Source organism: Luteococcus sp. H101 (genome assembly GCF_038433155.1).
In the GTDB taxonomy this organism is placed as follows: Bacteria; Actinomycetota; Actinomycetes; order Propionibacteriales; family Propionibacteriaceae; genus Luteococcus.
The window spans coordinates 19743-40537 of sequence record NZ_JBCDMW010000011.1; the positions used below are offsets into that span (position 1 = coordinate 19743).

Sequence of the window (20795 nt, forward strand, 5' to 3'; positions counted from 1 at the left end):
GACGGGCTCAGCCACCGTGAATGGGGCGGCCCCAGCCACCATTGGTCGGTCAGGCGCGCTGCTCGAACTGCCCCTCCTCGGCAATGCGCTTGTTCAGCTCGGCCAGGTAGCGCGGCTCGTCGAAGTCGCGGATGCTGACCTCCTCGCCGGTCCACGCCGACAGGTGGATGGCATTGGCCAGCCGGACCCCGTGGATGCCGTCGCCACCGGGGGCCAGCAGTTGCTCGCCGTCCAGCACGGCCGCGGCAAAGTTGCGCAGCACCTCCTGGTGCTGGGCCCCCCAGACCGATTCGTAGTCCCGGGTGTGGGAGCTCATCACGTCGGACAGGTCCAGCTCGCCCTTGAACAGCTTGCCGACCTCCTCCATGGACATGCCCTTGCTGAACTCCTGCTCGGGTTCGGTCAGCTTGGTGACGGTCAGAGTCCTGGAATTGTCGACGACGATCTTGCCCTTGTCACACAGGATCTCCAGCCGGTCGGTGCCGGCGATGTCATGGGTGGCGGTCATGAAGTGGCCGGTGGCGCCGTTGCCGAAGTCCACCAGGGCATTCACCTCGTCCTCCACCACGATGTCCCGCTTGAAACCGAAGGCGCACTTGGCGAAGACACTCTGCGGCACCCCGCACAGCCACTGCCACAGGTCCAGCTGGTGCGGAGCCTGGTTGACCAGCACGCCGCCACCCTCGCCGCCCCAGGTGGCCCGCCAGGCGGACTGCTCGTAGTAGCCCTGCGGGCGCCACCAGGTGGTGATGATCCACGACGTGTGCCGCAGCGCCCCCAGCTCCCCGGAGTCCAGGATCGCCTTGATGTCCTTGTACAGCGGGTTGGTGCGCTGGTTGAAGAAGACCCCGAAGACCAGCTCCGGCTTGCTGGCCGCGTAGTCGATCAGTTCCCGGGCCTGCTTGGTGTAGACGCCGACGGGCTTCTCCACCAGGGCGTGGATCCCGGCCTCCAGGGCGGCGATGCCCATCTCCGGGTGCAGGTAGTGCGGCACGGTGGTGACCGCGGCGTCCACCTGGCCGCTGGTCAACAGCTCGCGGTAGTCGGTGTGGAAGGGCACGCCCATCGCCTCGGCCGCGGCGCGCTTGGACTCGTCGATGTCACAGATGGCGCCGACGGTCATGCGGGGCACCGCGCCCTCATTGATGAACTTGGCGTACATGCCGCCCTCGGCGCCCAGGCCGATGATGCCCAGACGAAGCTGCTTGTCAGTCATGGTTTCTCCTTGGTGAGGTCACTGATGGTGGCCGGCTTGCGGCCAGGTGTCGGCGTAGACCGCCTTGAGCATCCGCAGCGAGGCCATGGCCTCTTGCGGGCCGATCCAGAAGGGCCGCGGGGAGCCCAGCTGGCGGTGGAAGTCGTCGATCAACAGCTGGTGGCTCATCCCCCAGTAGCTGCGGCCGGTGGTGGGCACCACCCGCTCGGCCACGTCCAGGGTGCGGCCGTCGGCGTAGCGCACGTGCAACCCATCGGCCATGGTGGCCGTGCCCAAGCTGCCGTAGATCTCCACCTCCACATTGCGATGCACGGCATTGGTGAGGCTGCCGACGAAGGTGCTGGTGACCTCCGGCTGGTCGCCGTGCGCCGGGTGGGTGAACAGGGCCTGGGCACTGTCCTCCACCTCGATCACCCCGCGGTACTTGAGGGTGCTGGCCGATCCCCGGACCTCGGTGGGATCGCCGAGGAACCACTGGAGCAGGTCCAGGGTGTGCAACGCCTGGTTGATCAGCAGGCCGCCACCGGCCTGGTCCCACCGGCCACGCCACGGCTTGGCCTGGTAGTAGTCCGGTGTTCGGGTCCACACCACGGAGGCGTAACCGCCCAGGATCTCCCCCAGCTCCCCGTCCTCCAGGATCTTCTTCAACGCCTGGTTGCCCGCGTTGTACCTGTTCTGGAAGCAGACCCCGAGCCGCCCCTCGGCGCTGGCTGCGGCCTCCACGAGCTGTTGGCCGGCAACCAGGGTGTTGGCCAACGGCTTCTCCTGGATCACGTTGAGCCCGGCGCCCAGCAGCGGCACGGTCACGGGGGCGTGCTGGTGGTGCGGGGTGGTGACGTGCACCACGTCCGGCCATGCGATACTGCCCGCGTCGATGGCGGCCAGCAGATCGTCGACGCTGCCCAGACCCGGGACCTGGAGCCCCAGCGTCTGGAGCCGTCCGGTGGTGCGGGCGAGCACCGCCGGATCGGTGTCGACGACGGCGAGCAGGCCGATGCCCAGTGCCTGGAGGGCCTCGAAGTGCACGCCCGCCACATCACCGCAGCCGACGATGACGGCCGTGGTCATCGGTGGTCGACCCCTTCGGCGTCCATCAGGGTGACCAGCGCGGTGTGCGCCTTGGTCCACAGCTCCGGGCCGCTCATCGCACCCCAGGCGGTGTAGTCACCCAGGTGCGGCTCGATCGAGAAGAAGCCGTCGAAGCCTGACTCGTGCAGTGCGTGCAGGATCTCGGGCACCTGCCCGTCGCCCTCCCCCACCGGGACCACCTGCGGGGTGCCCATCACGGCGTCCTTCATGTGCATGTAGACGGTGTGCTCGCGCATCAGCGGGTAGGCCTCGTCGAAGGGCCTGACGTCGCACTGCACATAGTTGGCGGGGTCGATGATCGCCTTGAAGTGCGGCGAATCGATGCTGGTCACCAGGTCCAGGCAGCGACGCGGGATGTCGCCGTAGATGTCCTTCTCGTTCTCGTGCAACAGCACCACGTCACCCGCCTCGGCAATCTCGACGAACAGCCGCATCCGGCGCAGCACCTCGTCGCGGTACTGGTCCGGATCCTCGCCCTCGGGCATGAAGAAGCTGAAGCCGCGGATGTAGCGGGCGCCGAAGTAGTGCGCCAGGTCAACCGCGTGCTTCATGCCGGCGACGTGCTCGTCCACCGGATCGGTGATCAGCTGCTTGCCGACGGGTGAACCGATGGAGCTGACCCCGATTCCGGCGTCGTCCAGCATCTGCTTGGCGGTGGCCAGCTGCTCCTGGTTGAGCAGCAGGATGTTCTGCCCCCAGGCCGACCGGAATTCCAGGTACTTCACGCCCAGCGTGTTCAGCAGGGCCAGCTGCTCGGCGAAGTCATCGCTGATCTCGTCGGCGAAACCGGTGAGGGTCCACATGGTGCGCTCCCATCGTCGTCGTTGGGCAGGAGGTCGGTTGCCCTTGCCTCGCTCCCCACCCTAACCAGCGGGCCGCGACGGGCCCGGTCGTTGCAGCCTGTTGCACCGGCCGCCCGGATCGGGCCGCGCGGCCCGCTGGACGGCCGGATGTCGGGAGACAACTTCCGGCAACATGCCCACCCCACCGGGCCTGTCCGGCAATGATCGAGCAATCACCAGTCCTCGCACCGTCGCGAGCCGAAAGGCAACAACATGACTTCCAGCCACGACCCAGCCGCCACGCCGGCCACCGGCGCCACCGCACCGTCCGGCCAGACCTTCGTGCCGCCCAAGGGGCGCGGCGGTGCAGCCGTCGCCCTGGCCACCGCCCAGTCCATCGACAACACCGAGGGCGGCGTCTCCAAGGTCTTCTTCCCGCAGATCATGAACGCCTTCGGCCTGGGCAACAGCGAACTGGGCTTCTTGAACTCGTTGTCCATGCTGGCCCGGATGGCCTTCGGCCCGGCCTGGGCGATCGCCGCCGACCGCTTCGGCCGCAAGAAGATCCTGTTCATCGTCACCGGCGTGTGGGGCCTGTGGACCCTGGCTACCGGCTTCGCGCAGACCTGGACCCAGCTGTGGATCCTCTACTTCATCGCCCTGGTGGGCACCGTGGCCAGCGAGCCGACCATGAATGGCCTGCTGGGTTCCCTCTACGCCAAGCACGAGCGGGGCAAGGCCTTCGGCACCGTGCGCGGCATCAGCGCCTTCATCGGGATGGCGCTCACCCCGGCCCTGGGCCAGTTCGGTGACAACCCGAATGGTTGGCGCTGGGCAATGTTCGTGATGGGCGCGCTGTCCATCATCTCCGGCATCCTGATCCTGATCTTCGTGAAGGAACCCGAGCGCACCGAGGCGCGGATCTCCGACGACCCGGACTCCGGCGTCTTCCGCTGGTCCGACGTGCCCAAGCTGTTCAAGATCCCCACCATCGTCGGCATGGCCCTGATGCTGCCCATGGTCACCTCCCTGATCATGTTCGGCTTCCAGGGCAAATTCTGGGCCAATGATCTGGGCTGGGGCGTGAAGTACGCCTCCTACCTGTACACGATCATGCAGCTGGGCATGCTGGCCTCCGCCTTCCTGGGCGGCTTCCTGGGCGACCTCTTCCAGAAGAAGTTCGGGGACCGCGGCCGGATCATGCTCTTCCAGATCTACTGCCTGCTGTTCGCCGCCGCCACCTACGCCGCCTTCCAGATCCGGTTCGACAAGGGCACCTACCTGGTGGTCGCCTTCCTGCTGGGGCTGGTCTTTTCGATCGGCTTCTCCGGCTGCGTGCTGCCGATGGTCTCCTCAGTCGCTCCGGTCCAGCTCTCCGCCACCGCCTTCGCGGTGCTCTTCAGCCTGATCCAGGGAGCGCTGACCGCCTTCATGAGTCTGATGACGGGTAGGCTGGCCGACCAGTTCGGCCTGCAGGACACCCTGCTCTACTTCGTCACCCTGCCCTACATTGCCAATGCCATCTTCTGGACCATCTTCTACAAGATCTACCCGAAGGACGTCGCGCTGCAGGCGGAGCGCACCGAGCTGATCGCCTCGGGCGCCTTCTGAGCGCCGACCCCCTGATCCCACGAACCACATCCCCAACCCGAGGAGAGAGATGACAACCACCCAGTTGGCCGACGCCGGAGTGATCGGAATGGCCGTGATGGGCTCGTCGCTGGCCCGCAACATGGCGCACAAGGGTTACACCGTCGCCCTCTACAACCGCACCTACGCCAAGACCCAGGACGTGATCGCCCAGCACGGCACCGAGGGCAATTTCATTGCATCGGAGAAGATCGAGGACTTCGTCGCCTCCCTGGAGCGGCCGCGCCGGATCATCATCATGGTGCAGGCCGGCAAGGGCACCGACGCGGTGATCGACCAGCTGATCCCGTTGCTGGAGGACGGAGACATCATCGTCGACGGCGGCAATGCCTTCTACGAGGACACCATCCGTCGCGAGGCCAAGGTGCGCGAGGCCGGGCTGCACTTCGTCGGCTGCGGCATCTCCGGTGGTGAGGTCGGGGCGCTCGAGGGCCCGTCGATGATGCCCGGCGGCCCCAAGGAGTCCTACGAGGCCCTGGGCCCCATCCTGGAGAAGATCGCCGCGCAGTACGAGGGCGAGCCCTGCTGCACCTACATCGGCACCGACGGCGCCGGCCACTTCGTGAAGATGGTGCACAACGGCATCGAATACGCGGACATGCAGTTCATCGGCGAGGCCTACACCCTGCTGAAGGCCGCCGGGCTGGACAACGCGCAGATGGCCGACATCTTCGCCGAGTGGAATACCGGTGACCTGGACTCCTACCTGATCGAGATCACCTCCGAGGTGCTGCGCCAGACCGATGCCAAGACCGGCAAGGCCCTGGTGGACGTGATCGTCGACGCCGCCGGGATGAAGGGCACCGGCACCTGGACCGTGCAGTCCGCCCTGAAGCTGGGCGTGCCGGTCAATGCCATCTCCGAGGCGGTTTTCGCCCGCGCCATCTCCTCGTCGCCCGAGCTGCGTGAGCACGCCCAGGCCGCACTGGAGGGCCCGGACGGTTCCCTGTCCGTGGCGGACGTGAAGGCCTTCACCGACGACATCCGGCAGGCGCTGTGGTCCGCGAAGGTGGTGGCCTACGCCCAGGGCCTGGACGAGATCCGCAATGCCGCCGCCGAGTACGGCTGGGAGATCGACGTGGCCGCGGTGGCCAAGATCTGGCGCGACGGCTGCATCATCCGCGCCAAGCTGCTGGACCGGATCAGCAATGAGTACGCCGCCAACAACCTGGTGACGCTGCTGGAGGCCCCGTCCATCAAGGCTGAGCTGGCCAAGGGACAGGAGGCCTGGCGTCGGGTGATCGCCACCGCGGTGACGGCCGGCGTGCCGGTGCCCGGCTTCAGCTCCGCCCTGGCCTACTACGACCAGGTGCGCGCTCCCCGGCTGAACGCGGCCCTGACCCAGGGCCTGCGGGACTACTTCGGGGCGCACACCTACAAGCGGACCGATACCGAGGGCTCCTTCCACACTCTGTGGTCGGGCGACAAGTCCGAGGTGGCGGGCGACGCCGGCAACCACTGACCCAGTCAGATCCGCGTAGGGCCCCGGCATCGAGTGGTGCCGGGGCCCTTCCCTGTCTGAGCGCCCCCACATTCGCTTGGACGGCTGTCCAGTTATCCCGATAGAGCGCTGACGGGGGTCCATTGCCTCTGTGGCGCTGGGGAACGGCATTCGCTCTATCGGGATAACTGGACAACTGACCACGATCTACCCGCCCCTCCCGACCACGCGAAACGGGGTGGGCACCGGCTGCTGCCGGCACCCACCCCGTTTCGGGTGAACCGTCGATCAGGCCTTGGCGGTGGCCTGCTTCCGGGTCCACACGTACAGCACCGCGACGACACCAGCGAAGACCGCGATGCCCACCAGCTGCGCGGGATTGGCCCAGGACTCGGCGGTGATCACGGCCATCGGCTCCTCCTCGCCGGTGGCGGCGACGATGCCGGCGTAGATCACGCCGAACAGGCTCTCACCGACGATCAGGCCGGTGGCCAGCAGGGTGCCCAGGCGCTTGGAGCGCTCGGGATTTGCGGTGCGGTTGGCCCACTTGTCGTAGAGCAGCCCCAGCAGGGCGCCGATCGGGATCATCAGGGTGAGGCTGATCGGCAGGTACATGCCCATGCCCACGGCCAGCGGCGGCAGGGCCAGCTTGCCCTTGCTGGTCTTGCCCAGGATCTCGTTGATCGCCACCACGACGCAGCCGATCAGGGCACCGAGGCCCAGCAGCTGCCAGTTCAGGCCCCCGCCGAGCACGCCCTTGGCCAGGGTGGAGATCAGCGACGCCTGCGGGGCGGCCAGCGCATTGGGGCCGGCGCCGGGGGCCCCGGCGAAGCCGAAGGAGGTGTTCATCACGGCGAGCACCGGCGGGATGATCGCGGAACCGAAGGCCACGCCGATGATCAGCGCCACCTGCTGCTTCCATGGGGTGGCGCCCACCAACTGGCCCGTCTTCAGGTCCTGCAGGTTGTCATTGCTGATGGTGGCGACACCGAAGACCACAGCGGTGGTGAACAGCGTGTAGGCCACCAGCGCCTCGGTCATGTCACCGCTCCCGGCCCCGTGCACGCCCTTGATCAGCAGCGCCGCGGCGATCGCGACGATGATGCCGACGCCGGAGATCGGCGAATTGGACGCGCCGATCAGACCGGCCATGTAGCCACAGACCGAGGCGACGAAGAGCCCGACCAGCAGCACGAAGAGCACCGAGGTGATGACCAGGCCGGTGGAATTGCCCTCCAGCGGGGTGCCGCGGGTGAACAACCACAGCAGCGCACCGATCGGCAGCATGGAGGCCAGGGTGGTGCCGATCACGACGGTCATCGACAGGTCGCGCTCCTCGATCGCCAGTTCGCTGCTGGCCTTCTGGTGCGCGGTCAGCGACTCGCTGATCCCCTTGATGATGGGGCCGATGATCTTGACCAGCGTCCACACGGCGGCAACCGCCATGGTTCCGGCGCCGATCAGGCGCACGTCGCTGGCGAAGACCGTCTGCACGGCCTTGGCCAGGGGCAGCGACTGGTCGAGCTTGCCCTGGGTCATGATCGGCAGGATCACGCCATAGCTGATCAACAGGCCAATCACCATGGCGATCCCGACGGTGATGCCCACCAGATGACCGACACCGATCAGGGCCAGGGACAGGCTGGTACCGACGATGGTGCCGCCGCTGCCAATCCGCAGCGCCTGCTGGACGCCCTCGGCGACCAGCTTCATCTTGGCGACCACGGTGAAGGCCGCAGCTGCCAGACCCGCGGTGATGATCACCCTCAGGCCGCGGGCATTCTCCTCGGATCCGCCCGCGGAATCACCGACGCGCAGCACCTCGGCCGCGGCGACGCCCTCCGGGTAGGGCAGGTCGGAGCCGGTGACCAGGGCGCGTCGCAGCGGGATGGAGTACATCACGCCCAGCACGCCGCCGAAGAAGCAGACGGCGGCAGTGGTCCAGTAGGGGAAGCCGGACCAGTAGCCCAGCATCACCAGGCCGGGCAGCACGAAGATGATCGCGCTCAGGGTGCCGGCGGCCGAGGCGATGGTCTGGACGATGTTGTTCTCGACGATGGTGTGGTCCTTGAAGAACCGCAGGATGGCCATCGAGATCACGGCGGCGGGGATCGACGTCGCGAAGGTCAGGCCCACCTTGAGGCCCAGGTAGACATTGGCGGCCGTGAAGACCAGCGTGATGATGCCGCCGATGATCACACCCCGCAGGGTGAGCTCACGCAGGCCCGTGCTGGCCGGACGGACCGGCGTCGGGGAAGTTGAAGTGGACAAGGGAAATCTCCTGTGGAAGGCGCACAATGTCGTGCGCGGCGCGCAAAACTTTAGTTGCTGGGCCATCCGGGCGCACCAGTGGGGGCGGGACGGACGACGTCGTCGCCCCTGCCGGGTCGGTGCCAGAATGGCCGCGTGTATCCCCTGGATGTGCCGCTGGACACCGACACCCTCAACCACGCCGTCCGCTTCATCGACCTCACCGGAGTGCTGTTCAACGCCATCCTGGGCGGGGTGATGGCCCGGGCCGAGAACATGGACCCGATCGGCTTCGGCACGCTGGCCATCTGCTCCGCGCTGGGCGGCGGCCTGATCCGCGACACCCTGATGCAGCGCGGCACCCCGGTGGCGCTGGTGGACGGGACCTATTTCACCGCCGCGCTGATCGGCGCCGCGATCGCGTTCATGATCCCGATCACCCACCAGTTCTGGGACCGGCTCTTCCCGGTGATCGACGCGTTGGCGTTGGGCGCGTGGGCCGCCGCCGGTTCCCAACGGGCCCTCGCCCATGGCTTCAGCCCGATGTCGGCCATCCTGCTGGGCACCGTGACCGCCGTCGGCGGTGGGATGCTGCGCGACATCCTGCTGCGTCGGATCCCGACGGTCTTCGGGGGCAACACGCTGTATGCCACCAGCGCCATGGCCGGCAGCCTGGTCACGGTGCTGTTGTGGCCGACGGGCAACCATGTGGCGGCCACCCTGACCAGCTTCGCCGTGGGCAGCGGCCTGACCCTGGGCGGGATCTGGCGCGGCTGGACCCTGCCGATGGCCTTCAACCTGCGCCCCCGCAGCACCTTCAGCAACATTCCCCGGCCGTCGTGGTGGCGTGGGGTGCAGCCGCCCGGCCGGCTCCCCCGGCCCCGGCAGAAGCGCCGTCGCGACTGACGGCATCCGCCACCAATGCGCGGAACTCACCACACGGTCAGTAGGGTTGGTGGGGTGACCTTCGATGACCCGAACTGGTGGCGTTCCGCCGTCACCTACCAGATCTATCCGCGCAGCTTCGCCGACGCGAACACTGACGGCACCGGCGACGTCCGGGGCATGATCGACAAGCTACCCCACCTGAAGAACCTGGGTGTCGACGCCATCTGGGTGTCGCCCTGGTACCCGTCGCCGCTGTGGGACGGCGGCTACGACGTGGCCGACTACTGCGACATCAACCCGGACTTCGGCAGCCTGGCCGATGCCGACGAGTTCGTCGCCAAGGCCCACGAGCTGGGCCTGCGCGTGCTGATCGACCTGGTGCCCAACCACTGCTCCATCGACCACCCACTCTTCCAGAAGGCGCTGGCCGCCGAGCCGGGCTCCCCGGAGCGGGACATGTTCATCTTCCGCGACGGGATTGGCCCCGACGGGGACCAGCCGCCCACCAACTGGGGAGCCCTGTTCGGTGGCTCGATGTGGGAACAGGTCTCCCCCGCCGTCGACGGCAGGCCGGCGCAGTTCTACCTGCACATGTTCGCCCCGGAGCAACCCGACTGGAACTGGGAGAACGAGGCGGTGCGCGCCGAGATCGACCGCGTGCTGCGCTTCTGGTTCGACCGCGGGGTGGACGGCTTCCGGGTGGACGTCGCCGATTCCCTGGTGAAGGCACCCGACTTCCAGGACACCCCCATCGACCCACTGACCGGGATGGGTTCCTGGCAGAAGGTTCCCGGCTCGCCGCTGTGGGACCAGCCCGGGTTGGCGGAGATCCAGCGTCGCTGGCGCGCGCTGGCCGAGACCTACGCCGGCACCGAGCTCGGCGCCCGGATCTTCGTCAGTGAGGCCTACCTGCCCCTGGATCGCCTCGTGGAATACGTGCGGAGCGACCGGCTGAACACCAGCTTCAACTTCGAGTTCCTGCAGTCCGAGTGGGCCGCGGACAGCATGCGGATCGTGATCGACGAGTCCATCCGCGCGCATGATTCCGTCGGCGCCCCGACGACGTGGGTGCTGGAGAACCACGACGTGCTGCGGGCGGTCACCCGCTACGGCAAGAGCCTGTCCGGCCGGCACTTCGGCACCATGGATACCGATGAGGATGGCCACTGGCAGGAGCACATGCAGGATCTGCCCACCGACGTGGAGCTGGGCCGTCGTCGCGCCCGCGCCGGGGCCGCGTTGATGCTGGCGCTGCCCGGCGGCGCCTACGTCTACCAAGGTCAGGAGCTGGGTCTGGAAGAGGTGGAGGACCTGCCCGACGAACTGCGTCAGGACCCGACGTGGATCCGCTCCAACCACACCGTCAAGGGTCGCGACGGCTGTCGGGTGCCGATCCCGTGGTCCGGCGCGGAGGCTCCGTTCGGTTTCGGTACCGACGCCGAGCCGTGGCTCCCCCAGCCCGCGGGCTGGGCGGAGTTGACCGCCATGGCCCAGGAATCCGACCCCAAGTCCACGCTGAACCTGTTCCGCATCCTGCTCGGGCTGCGGCACGAACTGGAGGCGCTGGGCGACGGGGCGATGAGCTGGGACGAGTCCGGCGATCAGGTACTGAGTTTCACCCGCGAGCCCGGCTTCCGGTGCGTGGTGAACTATGGCCCCGAGCCGGTGGCGCTCGACGGCGAGCTGCTGGTCTCCACCGTCGAGCTGGTGGACGGCAAGCTGCCCACCGACGCGACGGCCTGGCTCAAGGTCTGAACCGGAGGGGTGGCAGGCTCGCTTGGTCTACAAGATCGTGGGCGACGAGGTGCGAATTGCCGCCTGCCGCTACCACTACGGCTGAGCACCTGCGGCGAGGCTCACCACTCGACGTAACGCGCTGCGGAGGCGGCGTCGTGGACATCACCTTGGCGGCTCATGTCGGAAGACGACTGAAAGGCGGGGCCTCCCCCGAACTCACACTGGTGAACCACCAGCGCAAGCCCTCCGATCGTGTGGGTCGAGAGGTCCCGTCGACACCACCACAACAAATGCGGCAGGTCAGTTGTCCAAGTGCCCTTCAAGGGGCCTGGACAACTGACCTGCCGCATTTGTTGTGGCCAGTCCGGATTGCCCCCCCCGGCTGGCGGGTGCTCGAGTAGGGTCCAGACCCGGCAGTCACGCTGGTGCGACACGATCCCAGCAGGGCCGATCGCGACACATTGGTCCCCCTACTGGCGGGCAATCACTGGCCTTCAACCCCACACCCATTCGGTGGGATGACTTCCCTGACGAATCCCGCCACGACGAGTCAGCTGACCAGCAGTGAGCCCAGACCTTCACGGGTGGAATCCGGGAGCTCACGCTTGGCGCCCGCGGCGTCGGTGCAGACCTGGACGGTACGAGCCCGGGCCAGCACCTGGCCGTCGGCCTGGGGGTCGACGATCTCCGCAGCGAGCGTGTACGAGGTCCGGCCGATCGCCGTCACCGCGGTGTGCACCGCATAGGGTTCCATCCGGTGGCTGATCTGGTGCAGGTAGTCGACGTCCTGCCGGGCCACCACCCAGCGCACCTCACCCCCGTCCCGGGACATCCCGGGGTCGGCCGCGGTGGTGGCCGCAATCCGGGCCTCCTGCACATAGTCGAAGTGGCGCACATTGTTCACGTGGCCGTAGCGGTCAACGTCGCCCCAACGGACCAGGAACTCGTGCACATGCCCGCGTCCCTCCAGGGCGGGCGCGGTCAAGGGCCGCATCTCGGGCGCCTCGTCGGCCACTTCCCGGAACCAGCCACGTTCCTGGTCGGTCAGCCGTCGGGGCGCCTGCCGCTCGAAGTCGAAGGGGCACAGCCGGGTGCTGGCGCGCGCACAGATCTGGCCCTCCTGCAGCAACTCGTAGCGGGCATGGAAGAGCGAAGCACCAACCCCGTAGACCCCCACCTCGGCCAGCAGCGGCCCGGCGCCGAAGTGGATCGAGCGCCGGTACTCCACCGAGTGGCCGGCCACCAGGATCCCGCCGCCCAGCATGTGGGCATTGGGGCCACCGGCCAACAGCGCGGTGCGGGCCTCCTGGAGGTATTCGGCCACCAGGGTGTTGTTCACGTGCCCCTGCAGGTCCAGATCCGTCCAGCGGATCGGCACCTCCAGCGTCGCCACGGGATGCTGCACGCGCTCAGTCCTCCTTGTCGTACAGGGAGTCGACGATGTGCGCGTACTTGCGGGCAATCACGTCGCGACGCACCTTCTGGGTGGGAGTGACACCCCCGTCGTCCACCTTGAACTCGTGGTCCAGGATGGCGAAGCGCTTGATGGTCTCCCAGCGTTCCAGCTTGGCATTGGCCTTGGCCATGAACCGCTCGATGGAGGCCTTGACCTCCGGCAGTTGGGTGAGCTCCTCGTAACTGGCGTGGGCGTGGCCATGGTTGCGGCCCCACCTCAGCAGCGCCTCCCGCTCCATGGTGACCAGGGCCACCATGTACTTGCGGTTCTCCCCCAGCGCGACGGCCTGGCTGACATAGGGGATGTTCGCGGTGATGGCATTCTCCACCTTCTGCGGGGCGACGTACTTGCCGCCGGAGCTCTTGATCAGGTCCCGCTTGCGATCGGTGATGAAGATGTAGCCGTCCTCATCCAGCTCGGCGACGTCACCGGTGTGGAACCAGCCGTCGGCATCCAACACTTCGGCGGTCTTCTCCGGCCGGTTGTGGTAGCCGCGGAAAACCAGGGGCCCGCGCAGCAGCATCTCCCCGTCGTCGGCAAAGCTGACCTCCATGCCGGGCACCACCGGCCCGATGCTGCCGAACTTGGCCGCCTCCGGCGGGTTGAGGATGCTGACGGTGGTCTCGGTGGAGCCGTAGCCCTCGATGATGTGAATGCCCGCGGAGTAGAACCACTCGGTGACCTGGCTGGAAAGCTTCGCCGAGCCGGAGATCAGGAAGCGCATCTCGCCGCCCATGGTCTTCTTGAGCTTGTCGAAGACCAGCTTGTCGGCCACTCCGTAACGCATCTTCAGTCCGACGGGCATCGGCTGGCCCTCGTAGCGGTAGGCACGCGACTCGCGCCCCACGGCGAAGGCCCACCGGGCGATCCGGCCCTTGGCGCCGCCCTTGGGGCTGGCGGTCAGCACGGCGGCGCGGATCTTCTCGTAGATCCGCGGCACGCCGCACATCACCGTCGGATGGGTCTCGGCCAGGCCCTGCACGATCCGGTCGGGTCGCCCGTCGATGGCGGTGGCGAAGCCATAGGCCCACTGGGCGGACAGCAAACAGTTGCCGAAGACATGAGACAGGGGCAGCCACAGATAGTGCCGGTCCTCCTCCGAGAGGAAGCCCATCCGCTTGAAGGCCTGCCCGACGTAGACCATGGAGAGGTGGGTCAGCTCGACGCCCTTGGGGCGGCCGGTGGTCCCGGAGGTGTAGATCAGGGTGGCGAGGCTCTCGGGGCCGATCCGCTCGATACTGCGGCGCACCAGCTCCGCGTCGCCGGCCAGCGCCTCCCGGCCGCGGGCCCGCAGCTCGTCGAGGGTGATGACCCGCTGGTCCACCCGGTCGACCGCCTCCCGATCGTCGTCGATGATGATGATGTGACGCAGCTGGTCGTACAGCTCGTCGTCATGCGCCTGCACCTTGGACACCTGCTGCTGGTTCTCCGCAAACATCATCGTGGTGCCGGAGTCCTTGAGGATGTAGAGCTCGTCGTGGTCGGTGCAGTTCGGGTAGATGGCGGTCAGGGCGGCGCCGGAGCAGGCGATGGCCATGTCCGCCAGCACCCACTCGTAGCGGGTGACCGCGGCGATGGCGACCCGATCCTCCGGCTGCACGCCCAGGGTGAGCAGGCCGGCCGCCAGCTCGTGCACCTCGTCGCGGAAGGTGCGGTAGTCCACCTCGCGCCAGGTCTCGGCATCCTTGGTGGCCTTCCGGCTGGGGACTAGGAAGGCAAGGCGGTCACCGGACTGCTCGACGCGGGCATCCAGCGCGTGCGTCAGCGACGCAGGACACTGGCTCAGGACCTGCTCGCGCAGCTCCAGCGGGTTGGGCTCAGGCGTGTCACCAAACGTTTCGTTCACCATGCGACCCTATCGGTCCGTCCCTGAGAGCCTCCGGAGGCGCAGTGCGTGCCCGCGCCATCGTGGCCGGAGTCTGCCGGACAACAACGACGGCGGCGGCGCCGTCAGTCGTCGATACCGCGGGCCGCGAGGGCTTCCCCCAGGGCATCGGCGTCGCGCAAGGAGCGCACCACCAGTGGGACGGCGAAGGCGCGCAGGCTGAACTGGCCCAGGCGTGCCATCTGCGCCTCCTTCACCTCCGCGGCGATCGCGGCCACCAACGGCACGCAGCGGATCCCCAGGTTCAGCATCAGACCGACGCGCTCCGGGTCCACCCCGAAGCGGCGCAGCGGCCCGCAACAGCGCACCACCACGTCGATCAGTGCCGTGGTGCGGGTGGTCAGGGTGACCAGCGCGGCGGCCAGCACCAGCACCACGATCATCCCGGTGATGGCCACGGCCTGTCGCCAGCCCAGGCTCCAGGTCTGGAAGACGGCGGTGAAGGCCAGCAGCAAGAGCATCGGGCGGGCCTGCTGCCACGCCACCTTCGGCCCGAAGCCGCCCAGGGGGTAGAGCGCCAGCACAGCGGCCAGGCAGCCGAGGACCACGTACCACCAGCCCTGCAACCAGACCGACGCGGCCCCCAGCACCACCAGCGCCAACAGCTTGGCTCCGGCCGGCATCCGATGGATGACACTGTCGCCCGGCCGGTACAGCCCCAACGTGGAGCGCATCAGGCCTCCATCAGTCGTCGGTAGTGGGCCACGGAGCTGGCCGGATCGCCGTCGGCCACCAACCGACCCTGGTCGAAGACCAGCACCCGCTCGAAGTCGTCAAGCAGGTGCAGGTGGTGGGTGGCCAACACCACGGTGGCCTCGACGGTGTCGATGATCCGGCCGATCTGGTTGGCATTGCGGATGTCCAGCAACGTGGTGGGCTCATCCATCACGATCAGCTCCGGCTCGGTGATCAGCACCGCGGCCAGGGCCTCCAACTGCTTCTGCCCGCCGGAGAGCAACTGGGCAGGATGGTCCCGGTGGCCCAGCAGCCCAAACCTGTCCAGCAACCCGTCCACCCGCCGGTCGACCTCGTCGGCGGGCAGGCCCGACTTCCGCAGACCGAAGGCGACGTCCTCCGCGACGGTGGGCATGATGATCTGGTTGTCCGGGTCGGTGAACAGAAAGCCGACCAGCTTGCGGATGGCCTTCGCGTCCTTGGCGGTGTCCAGCCCGTTGACCAGCAGCCGCCCCTCACTGGGCAGCACCAGCCCGTTGAGCATCCGCAGGAAGGTGGACTTGCCGGAGCCGTTGTGCCCGATCACGCCGATCCGACGCTCGGTCAGGGTGACGTCGACGCCCTGGAGCACCACCCGACGGGTGCTGCCCTCGCCGTAGGCGTGTCCGACGCCCCGCGCCTCGATCTTCATCCGGATTCTCCTGTCAGCTGGCGATCAGCACGACGGTTGCCCCACCACCCATGGGCCGATGGCGGGCGGGGTCCATCACTCAGCGCTGGCGCAGCAGGCCGGGGTAGGCGCGGTGGACGCCGGCGGCCACCAGGGCGGTGAGCACTGCCTTGATCGAATCGCCGATCAGGAAGGGGGCATTGGCCACCGCTACGGCCTTGAGCGACATCTGAAGGCGCAGGTACATGCCGATGATTCCGAAGAAGTACATCACGACGATACCGCCGATCACGTTGAACAGAATGCCCAGCGGCACCGAATAGGGGGCTCCGCGCCGTTCGGTCAGCTTGCCGATGACCCACGGGGAGACCACGTAGCCGATCAGGAAACCGACGGTCGGCCCGGCGAAGACCCCGAGTCCGCCCCGTCCACCGGCCAGGAAGGGCAGGCCCACCGCCACCAGCACCATCAGCAGCAGTTGGGAAAGCATGCCGCGGCGGGCTCCCAGGATGGCGCCGGCCAACATGACGCCCAGCGACTGGGCGGTGATCGGCACTGGGGACAGGCCCGTGTGGATCGGCGGCAGGAAGCCGAGCACTGCCGTGATGCCGGCGAAGACGGCGATCAGGGCGAGGTCACGCGAGGTGGAACGACTGGTGGTGGCCATGGGTGGTTCTCCCGGGGAAATCGCAAACGATTGAACAGCGTTCAAATCATGCACCCTTCCCCGAGGAAGTCCAAGCCAGCCCGCCATTCGGGAATATGGGTGACGATATAGCGGGGGTCTTGGGGAAGTGAAGTCCTGGCCCGGTAGGGTGATCCCATGGCCAACTCCGAGGAACCCCAGTGGCTGGACGCCGAGCAGCAGCGGATCTGGCGGAGCTGGCTGCTGGCAGTCGCCCGGGTGGACAACTACCTTGACCAGGACCTGCGGCGCCACGGGCTGGACCTGGCCGAGTACGAGATCCTCGTCGTGCTGTCCGAGGCGGAGAAACGTCAGTTGCGGATGAGCGAGCTGGCCGAGCTGGTGCACCAGTCCCGTTCCCGCCTGACCCACGCCATCGCCCGGATGGAGAAGTCACACTGGGTGGAGCGGTGTTCCGCCCCCGAGGATCGGCGTGGCGTGATTGCCAAGCTCACCAACCGTGGCTACAAGCTGCTGGAGGAAGCGGCCCCCAGCCACGTCGCCGCGGTCCGGCGGATCCTGGTTGACGCCGCGGACCCGGAGGATTTCAAGGCTCTGGGACGGGTGATGCAGGCGGTGCTGGCGGTGGAAGACTGAGGGGGTGACCCAGCTCAGTTCCCCCCTCGACGACTTCCTGGCCCAGCCCGGCATCGCTGACTGCACCGACGCCAGCACCCTGACCCGGGCCCTCTATTCCACCGACGCCTCGATCTACCGCGTCGTGCCACAGGCCGTCGCCCGGCCGCGCACCGTCGACGAGCTGACCCGGGTGGTCCAGGCCGCCCTGCAGGTGGGCCTGCCGATCGTGCCCCGCGGCGCCGGTACTTCCTGCGCCGGCAATGCCGTCGGCGAGGGGCTGGTGATCGACGTCGCCCGCCACCTGAACGCCATTGGGCGGATCGACCCCCAGGCCCGCACCGCCGTGGTGCAGCCAGGCGTCGTGCAGCAGGCCCTGCAGGTGGCTGCCCGGCCCCATGGCCTGCGCTTCGGGCCCGATCCGTCGACGGCGACCCGCTGCACCATCGGCGGGATGATCGGCAACAATGCCTGCGGCCCGCGCGCGCTGGGCTATGGCCGCAGCGCGGACAATGTCGTGGCCCTCGACGTGATCACCGGAACCGGCGAGCTGGTCCGGCTGGGTGAGGGCGGCAGGGATGCCGCTCCCCTGCCCGCCCTGCGGGACCTCGTCGCCGCCAACCTGGGCACGATCCGCACCGAGTTCGGCCACTTCTCGCGCCAGGTCTCCGGCTACTCGCTGGAGCACCTCCTGCCGGAAAAGGGTTTTGACGTCGCCAGGTTCTTCGCCGGCACCGAGGGGACCTTGGGCTTGATCACCTCCGCCACGGTCCGACTGGTTGCCGACGCCCCGGTCAGCATGATGGTGGCGCTGGGTTACGCGTCCATGCCGGAGGCGGCCGACGACATGCCGACCATCCTGCAGCACTCCCCCGTGGCCTGCGAGGGCATGGACCGGCGGATCTACGACGTGGTCGAGCGTCAACACGGTGCGGCCGCCCTGCCAGACCTGCCGCGGGGCGACGGCTGGGTCTTCGTCGAGTTGGTCGGCGACGACGAGGCCAGCGTGCGGGAACGCTGCCACGCTCTGGTGTCTGACTGCCACGCCCTGGAGGGCTGGGTGGTGGACGACGCCGCGCTGGCCGGCCAGCTGTGGAAGATCCGCGCCGACGGCGCCGGCCTGGCCGGGGTCAGCCTGGACAACCCGGCCTATGCCGGCTGGGAGGATGCCGCCGTGCCGCCCGCAAGGCTGGGTGACTACCTGCGCGAGTTCGACGCGCTGCTGGGCGAGCACGGCCTGCAGGGGCTCCCCTATGGCCACTTCGGCGACGGTTGCGTGCACTGCCGGATCGACTTCCCACTGGACCAGGCCGACGGGCCCCGTCGCTACCGGGAGTTCGTGGAGCAGGCGGCGGCGCTGGCCGCCCGGCACGGCGGCTCGATGAGCGGTGAGCACGGCGACGGCCGGGCCCGCTCCGCGCTGCTTCCCGCGATGTACTCGCCGGAGGCCCTGTCGTTGTTCGGGCAGGTCAAGCAGCTCTTCGACCCGAACAACCTGCTCAACCCGGGCGTCCTGACCGACCCCGTGCCGGTGGAGGCGGACATCCGGGTGGCGGCGACGGTGAACTCGCCACTGCGGCTGGAGGACCCGGACTTCGTCACCGCCGTGCACCAGTGCACCGGCGTCGGCAAGTGCCTGGCCGATTCCACCTCCGGCGGCGGCGTGATGTGCCCGAGCTTCCAGGCCACCCGGGAGGAGAAGGACTCCACCCGCGGCCGAGCCCGGGTGCTGCAGGAGATGGTCAACGGTTCGTTGGTGGCGCAGGGTTGGCGCTCGCCCGAGGTGCACGAGGCGCTGGATCTTTGCCTGAGCTGCAAGGGCTGCTCGTCGGACTGCCCGACGGGCATCGACATGCCCTCCTACAAGTCCCGGGTGCTGTACGAGAGCTACCGGGGCCGGCTTCGCCCGATGAGCCACTACGCGCTCGGCTGGTTGCCGCGCTGGGGCCGCCTGGTGACCAAGGTTCCCGGGGTGGGTGGCATCGCAAACCTGGGCACCCAGTTGCCCGGCACCAAGCACCTGATCCGTTGGGCCGCCGGGGTGGACCAGCGTCGCCCGATGCCCGAGTTCCGGGTCGACGGCAGCGCCCGCAAGGCGGGCGCCGCGCTGGCGTCGGGATCGGTGGCCGAGCTTCTCTCCACGACGACCGAGCCTGTCGAGGCCTCGTCGTCAGAGCCTGTCGAGGCCACCCAGCACACCGACGACACGACGCCCAGCCCGTATGAGCCCACGGCGGCCGAGTCCAACCCCAGCACGATGGCCGAGCCTGTCGAGGCCCCTGCGTCGAAGCCCGTAGTCATCTGGGTGGACTCCTTCACCGATGCCTTCGTCGGCAACCAGCTCGCCGGCCTGGTGCAGACCCTGGTCCGCACCGGTTTCGAGCCGCGGGTGCTGCAGGAGAATGCCTGCTGCGGTCTGACCTGGATCACCACCGGCCAGCTCGACGGCGCGCGCAAGCAGCTCCGCAATGCGCTGGACATCCTCCATCCGATCGTCGAGGCGGGGATCCCGATCGTCGGGCTGGAGCCCAGCTGCATGGCCGTGTGGCGCAGCGACGCCAAGGAGCTGCTGCACGGCGACGAGCGGGTGCAGCCGGTGGCCGATGGGATCCACACTCTGGCGGAGCTGCTGTCCACCGTCGAGGACCTGGAGCTGCCGGACCTGTCGGGGCACACCGTCATCGCGCAGCCGCACTGCCACCACTCCTCCGTCCTCGGGTGGGCCGCCGATGCGGCCATCCTGGAGCGGACCGGCGCCGAGGTCATCACGCTGGGCGGCTGCTGTGGTCTGGCCGGCAACTTCGGCGTCGAGAAGGGTCACTACGAGGTGAGCGTGAAGGTGGCCGAGCACGACCTGCTGCCCGCCCTGCACAAGCACCCCGATGCGATCGTGCTGGCCGACGGTTTCAGCTGCCGCAAGCAGGTGAAGGACCTGGAAGCTCGCGACGCGATGACCCTGGGCGAGCTGCTGGCGGCTCACCGCTGAGCAATCCGGAACAACCACGCCGCCCGCTGGGTTGAGCGGGCATGGAGATTGACATCTGGTCCGACATTGCCTGCCCGTGGTGCTTCATCGGGCTCACCCGTTTCCAGCGGGTGCTCGACGGATTCGAGCATCGCGGCGAGGTGAGCGTGCGGCTGCACAGCTACCAGCTGGATCCGGCGCTCCCGGAGAGTTTCGACGGCACGGAGGCCGACTACCTGGCCGCCAGCAAGCAGATGCCGAAGGAACAGGTGGAGCACATGGTCGAGCAGGTCCGCGCCGCCGGCGCCACGGAGGGCCTGGTACTGGACTTCGACGCGCTGCGGGTGGCCAACAGCCGTCGCGCGCACCGGCTGCTGCACGCCGCGCGCATCGAGGACCAGCACGGCCACAGCGTGCACCGGCTCAAGATAGCCTTGCTCAAGGCCCACTTCACCGACGGGGAGTCGATCGCGGATCACGAGGTGCTGGTCCGGCTCGCCGTCGATTCCGGTCTGGCAGAGGAGGCGGCCCGGCAGGCCGTCGGCGACGGACCGATTGCCGAGAAGCTGGACCAGGCGGTGCAGAACGACATGAACCTTGCCGGACAGCTGGGCATCCAGGGCGTCCCCTTCTTCGTGCTCGCCAACAAGTACGGCATTTCCGGCGCCCAACCCGCCGAGGTCTTCGAGCAGGCCCTGGCCCAGGTGTGGGGCGAGCTGCACCCGCGGGTCCAGCCGCTGGCCGTCGCCGGGCTGGAGGGTCTGGACGCCTCGGGCCCCGCCTGCGGCCCTGACGGGTGTGCCTGAGCCGGGGTCGCGATCTCCCCGGCC

General features: G+C 68.3%; 16 protein-coding genes. 7 read left to right on the forward strand and 9 right to left on the reverse strand.

The features are described from left to right. Positions 1-49: 49 nt before the first annotated feature. Genes AAEX60_RS03550 through AAEX60_RS03560 form a run of 3 tightly spaced genes read right to left on the reverse strand, consistent with a single transcriptional unit; the run spans position 50 to position 3108 of the window. The gene (locus tag AAEX60_RS03550; RefSeq protein ID WP_342101288.1) at positions 50-1216 is read right to left on the reverse strand and encodes a Gfo/Idh/MocA family protein; all 1167 of its coding nucleotides are present in this window, start codon (positions 1214-1216) and stop codon (positions 50-52) included. 18 nt (positions 1217-1234) lie between these two features. Then, the gene (locus AAEX60_RS03555; protein ID WP_342101289.1) at positions 1235-2284 is read right to left on the reverse strand and encodes a Gfo/Idh/MocA family protein; all 1050 of its coding nucleotides are present in this window, start codon (positions 2282-2284) and stop codon (positions 1235-1237) included. Next, on the reverse strand, positions 2281-3108 hold the full coding sequence (locus AAEX60_RS03560) for a sugar phosphate isomerase/epimerase family protein (RefSeq protein WP_342101290.1): 828 nt from the start codon (positions 3106-3108) through the stop codon (positions 2281-2283). Before AAEX60_RS03560 ends, AAEX60_RS03555 begins: the two co-directional genes overlap by 4 nt. A 252-nt stretch (positions 3109-3360) precedes the next feature. Here AAEX60_RS03560 and AAEX60_RS03565 point away from each other — a divergent pair, with 252 nt between their 5' ends. Then, on the forward strand, positions 3361-4698 hold the full coding sequence (locus tag AAEX60_RS03565; protein WP_342101291.1) for an MFS transporter: 1338 nt from the start codon (positions 3361-3363) through the stop codon (positions 4696-4698). 49 nt (positions 4699-4747) lie between these two features. Continuing rightward, entirely contained in the window at positions 4748-6199 is a 1452-nt protein-coding gene (gene gndA / locus AAEX60_RS03570; RefSeq protein WP_342101292.1) for an NADP-dependent phosphogluconate dehydrogenase, read from the forward strand. Positions 6200-6466: 267 nt separating this feature from the next. Here gndA and AAEX60_RS03575 read toward each other — a convergent pair whose 3' ends face one another. Further along, the gene (locus tag AAEX60_RS03575) at positions 6467-8449 is read right to left on the reverse strand and encodes an OPT family oligopeptide transporter (RefSeq protein ID WP_342101293.1); all 1983 of its coding nucleotides are present in this window, start codon (positions 8447-8449) and stop codon (positions 6467-6469) included. Between the two features lie 135 nt (positions 8450-8584). Here AAEX60_RS03575 and AAEX60_RS03580 point away from each other — a divergent pair, with 135 nt between their 5' ends. Both AAEX60_RS03580 and AAEX60_RS03585 read left to right on the forward strand, forming a co-directional pair. Then, entirely contained in the window at positions 8585-9334 is a 750-nt protein-coding gene (locus AAEX60_RS03580; protein ID WP_342101294.1) for a trimeric intracellular cation channel family protein, read from the forward strand. Between the two features lie 15 nt (positions 9335-9349). Next, positions 9350-11071: a glycoside hydrolase family 13 protein gene (locus tag AAEX60_RS03585; protein WP_342101295.1), complete on the forward strand. Its 1722-nt coding sequence runs from the start codon at positions 9350-9352 to the stop codon at positions 11069-11071. A gap of 532 nt (positions 11072-11603) precedes the next feature. On the opposite strand, the gene AAEX60_RS03590 is transcribed toward AAEX60_RS03585, so the two are convergent. From AAEX60_RS03590 to AAEX60_RS03610, 5 genes are all read right to left on the reverse strand, one after another. Continuing rightward, a complete protein-coding gene (locus AAEX60_RS03590) occupies positions 11604-12458 on the reverse strand; it encodes an acyl-CoA thioesterase (RefSeq protein ID WP_342101296.1) in 855 nt (284 codons plus the stop codon). A 4-nt stretch (positions 12459-12462) separates the two neighbouring features. Then, positions 12463-14355, reverse strand: a complete 1893-nt coding sequence (locus AAEX60_RS03595; protein ID WP_342101297.1) for an AMP-dependent synthetase/ligase — start codon at positions 14353-14355, stop codon at positions 12463-12465. Between the two features lie 104 nt (positions 14356-14459). Continuing rightward, positions 14460-15068 (reverse strand): energy-coupling factor transporter transmembrane component T family protein, encoded by a 609-nt coding sequence (locus AAEX60_RS03600; protein ID WP_342101298.1) that lies wholly within the window; start codon positions 15066-15068, stop codon positions 14460-14462. After that, a complete protein-coding gene (locus tag AAEX60_RS03605) occupies positions 15068-15760 on the reverse strand; it encodes an energy-coupling factor ABC transporter ATP-binding protein (RefSeq protein ID WP_342101299.1) in 693 nt (230 codons plus the stop codon). Before AAEX60_RS03605 ends, AAEX60_RS03600 begins: the two co-directional genes overlap by 1 nt. 79 nt (positions 15761-15839) lie before the next feature. After that, positions 15840-16406 (reverse strand): biotin transporter BioY, encoded by a 567-nt coding sequence (locus AAEX60_RS03610; protein WP_342101300.1) that lies wholly within the window; start codon positions 16404-16406, stop codon positions 15840-15842. A 156-nt stretch (positions 16407-16562) separates the two neighbouring features. On the opposite strand from AAEX60_RS03610, the gene AAEX60_RS03615 reads away from it, so the two are divergent. Genes AAEX60_RS03615 through AAEX60_RS03625 form a run of 3 tightly spaced genes read left to right on the forward strand, consistent with a single transcriptional unit; the run spans position 16563 to position 20771 of the window. Further along, positions 16563-17021, forward strand: coding sequence for a MarR family winged helix-turn-helix transcriptional regulator (locus tag AAEX60_RS03615; RefSeq protein WP_342101301.1), 459 nt, complete (start codon positions 16563-16565; stop codon positions 17019-17021). A 37-nt stretch (positions 17022-17058) separates the two neighbouring features. After that, the gene (locus AAEX60_RS03620) at positions 17059-19986 is read left to right on the forward strand and encodes an FAD-binding and (Fe-S)-binding domain-containing protein (protein WP_342101418.1); all 2928 of its coding nucleotides are present in this window, start codon (positions 17059-17061) and stop codon (positions 19984-19986) included. Between the two features lie 41 nt (positions 19987-20027). Beyond that, complete coding sequence (locus AAEX60_RS03625) at positions 20028-20771, forward strand: DsbA family oxidoreductase (RefSeq protein WP_342101302.1); 744 nt, start codon at positions 20028-20030, stop codon at positions 20769-20771. Positions 20772-20795 lie beyond the last annotated feature (24 nt).

Coding starts and splice junctions, on each gene's coding strand:
- AAEX60_RS03550 (WP_342101288.1), bottom strand. CDS start 1,216: ATGACTGACAAGCAGCTTCGTCTGGGCATCATCGGCCTGGGCGCCGAG.
- AAEX60_RS03555 (WP_342101289.1), bottom strand. CDS start 2,284: ATGACCACGGCCGTCATCGTCGGCTGCGGTGATGTGGCGGGCGTGCAC.
- AAEX60_RS03560 (WP_342101290.1), bottom strand. CDS start 3,108: ATGTGGACCCTCACCGGTTTCGCCGACGAGATCAGCGATGACTTCGCC.
- AAEX60_RS03565 (WP_342101291.1), top strand. CDS start 3,361: ATGACTTCCAGCCACGACCCAGCCGCCACGCCGGCCACCGGCGCCACC.
- gndA (WP_342101292.1), top strand. CDS start 4,748: ATGACAACCACCCAGTTGGCCGACGCCGGAGTGATCGGAATGGCCGTG.
- AAEX60_RS03585 (WP_342101295.1), top strand. CDS start 9,350: ATGCGCGGAACTCACCACACGGTCAGTAGGGTTGGTGGGGTGACCTTC.
- AAEX60_RS03600 (WP_342101298.1), bottom strand. CDS start 15,068: ATGCGCTCCACGTTGGGGCTGTACCGGCCGGGCGACAGTGTCATCCAT.
- AAEX60_RS03605 (WP_342101299.1), bottom strand. CDS start 15,760: ATGAAGATCGAGGCGCGGGGCGTCGGACACGCCTACGGCGAGGGCAGC.
- AAEX60_RS03610 (WP_342101300.1), bottom strand. CDS start 16,406: ATGGCCACCACCAGTCGTTCCACCTCGCGTGACCTCGCCCTGATCGCC.
- AAEX60_RS03615 (WP_342101301.1), top strand. CDS start 16,563: ATGGCCAACTCCGAGGAACCCCAGTGGCTGGACGCCGAGCAGCAGCGG.
- AAEX60_RS03625 (WP_342101302.1), top strand. CDS start 20,028: ATGGAGATTGACATCTGGTCCGACATTGCCTGCCCGTGGTGCTTCATC.